The organism is Aliterella sp. E5.1, from assembly GCF_057473825.1.
Genome location: NZ_JBYCCV010000262.1, coordinates 1 through 2172 on the forward strand (window position 1 = coordinate 1; position 2172 = coordinate 2172).

The 2172-nt window shown below is 48.8% G+C and carries 3 protein-coding genes and 1 pseudogene; 3 read left to right on the top strand and 1 reads right to left on the bottom strand.

Translation table 11 applies throughout. The annotated features are described in order from the left end of the window. A partial coding sequence (locus AC2VE5_RS26045) for a MotA/TolQ/ExbB proton channel family protein (RefSeq protein ID WP_486890462.1) occupies window positions 1-590 on the bottom strand: 590 nt, incomplete at its 3' end. 155 nt (window positions 591-745) lie between these two features. Between AC2VE5_RS26045 and AC2VE5_RS26050 the strand changes: the two genes are divergently transcribed. From AC2VE5_RS26050 to AC2VE5_RS26060, 3 genes and pseudogenes are all read left to right on the top strand, one after another. After that, window positions 746-1045 (top strand): YkvA family protein, encoded by a 300-nt coding sequence (locus tag AC2VE5_RS26050; RefSeq protein WP_486890463.1) that lies wholly within the window; start codon window positions 746-748, stop codon window positions 1043-1045. Window positions 1046-1109: 64 nt separating this feature from the next. Next, on the top strand, window positions 1110-1916 hold the full coding sequence (locus tag AC2VE5_RS26055; protein WP_486890464.1) for a DUF1838 domain-containing protein: 807 nt from the start codon (window positions 1110-1112) through the stop codon (window positions 1914-1916). Window positions 1917-1933: 17 nt separating this feature from the next. Continuing rightward, window positions 1934-2172, top strand: a pseudogene (locus AC2VE5_RS26060) (succinyldiaminopimelate aminotransferase); the annotation flags it as partial.

A 2172-nucleotide genomic window follows, 5' to 3' on the forward strand; every position in this document is an offset into this window, starting at 1 on the left:
AGTTCATTCCCGGCTCGGCGAAAGATCCGGGCTTGATTAAATAAAAAACCCTGGAATAAGCGATAAAAAGCCAGAGCGGTAATCGCCACAACCAATCCGACTGCGGTACTGATCAAGGCCTGACTAATCCCCAGGGTTACGCCCTGGGTGGCTGAGGTGCCAATATCACCAATTCGAATCTCACTTAAAGAATAAATCAAGCCTAAAACCGTGCCCAGCAGCCCCAATAAAGTGGCCAAGGCAATCACTGCCTCTAAAACCTTATCCCCGCGCCGCATCGCATTTAATTCTTCATCCGCTGAGGCTTCTAGGGCTAGCCGAAAAACTTCTGGCTCTTGTTTTGCTAATCTCAAGGGCGTAAATAAAAACCTGCCAATGGGTTGATCTGTGTTTTGTTGGGCAATGCGGGTTGCCTCATCCCAATCCCGGCGAGCAGCAGCAAGAATTTCATCGACTAATCTCCCTTCCCCTCTAAGAATGCGCCCCCAGAACCACAGCCGCTCAAAAATGGTGCCTAGGGCTAGGACGGATAAAATCAGGAGCGGCCAGATCGCCAGACCACTATTCTGAAGGACATCTGCAATGTTCACTGTTCTTTCCTTAGTTCTGTACCTGCCGGAATTACCATCACTTGAAACTCTAAATCCTAGCGAACCATCATAAACCCGATTGGGAGTTGGGGGATATCCACACCCGTTTTTTAAGCCGTAGTTTGGCAAGATCTAGGTAATTTGGAGATTAACCTATGAGCTTTTCAATTCAGTCTCTTTATACCTGGTATCGCAACACCCTGCGCAACCCCAAATATCGCTGGTGGATGATCTTAGGAACGGCCATCTATTTAATAAGCCCCATTGACATTGCCCCTGACTTTCTCCCAATCATAGGTCAGCTTGATGATATTGCTGTTTTGACTTTATTCATCTCTGAGATTTCTCAGCTGCTCACGGAGCGGCTTCAGGCTCGTCAGCGCCAGGAGCCAGAAGCATCTTCGTCAGATGCAATGGAAACACCTGTGGATATTAAGGCTGTCTCAATTGATTGACACCCTTGCGGGGACTGCTGAATCATTGTCCTAGTAACCTCGTCTTGCTCAACTTGGTTCAGCCATGATGCAGAAATTTGGTGCCAAAGCGTTTGTCAAGGTGCGGGGCACCACCGATGGCCAGCAGTCCTTAATTGGCTGGAGTGGCTCTATCTATGCCTTTGTACCGCAGCAGCCCAAGAAAAAGCTGTTCGACATCGTTGGTATGAGTGTTGGTCGCTGTATTAAGCAGGAGGATGCCTGGGACTTTACCTCTCGGGAACTGACTTACTATGTAGATCCCGAAACCGGAGAGATTCTCCATCAGTGGCAGAACCCTTGGACCCATGAGATTGTGCCGGTGGTTCATGTTGCCAATGATCCTGTCCAAGGCCGATTTCGGGGAGAGTTTCCAGCTCAAGTTTTGGGCGACAGGGCAACCTTTGTCTTTGATTTGTTTTTGAACTACCCTAACCCCTTGGCTAAGGACTTGACTCTACGAGAATATAGTCCAGCGCCAACCTACCAGGCAGCAGAACTTTTTAAGTTAACTGTTCCCACTGCAGACTTGCTCAATCCTGAGCAAACGACGGTCTCTAGCTTGATGGTCTCCTGGGATCGCATTGGACCCTGGTTGCCGTGGATGAAGATGGGAAGTTTGCCGGGTCAGCTAATCTATAGTGCCTATGGTCATAAGGTTGCTAGTTTGGCTGAATTACCGCCTTTACTTCAAGACCAGATTAATACCCGAGTGCCACGCTATCGCCATGCCCCTCGGCATAAACTAGATCAAGAAGATATGACTTCCTGGTTGTATTTTCAGCAGCATTTTTCAGCCTATTTACGGGGAGAGGTTTTTCCTTTGCCAGCCCCTGACGAGGAAGCTGAGTAGTCTAGAGCCAAGCGATTATGCAGTTTGCCGAACGATTAAAAGGATTCCAGGCAAATGTCTTTGCGGATATGGATCAAGCAAAGGCCAAGGCCCGGTTGGAAGGTCGGGAACTAATTGATTTATCGCTGGGTTCCTCTGACTTGCCGGTGGCTGCCCCGATTCTAGAAACGATTGCCGACTCCTTGAGGGATCGGCAAACCCATGGCTATCTGTTATTTCATGGCACCCAAGCTTTTCAGATCAGAAGAGCACACGT

What these genes read in the sequence shown, in the direction of transcription:
- AC2VE5_RS26050 (WP_486890463.1), top strand. Translation starts at nt 746, where the DNA reads ATGAGCTTTTCAATTCAGTCTCTTTATACCTGGTATCGCAACACCCTG.
- AC2VE5_RS26055 (WP_486890464.1), top strand. Translation starts at nt 1,110, where the DNA reads ATGATGCAGAAATTTGGTGCCAAAGCGTTTGTCAAGGTGCGGGGCACC.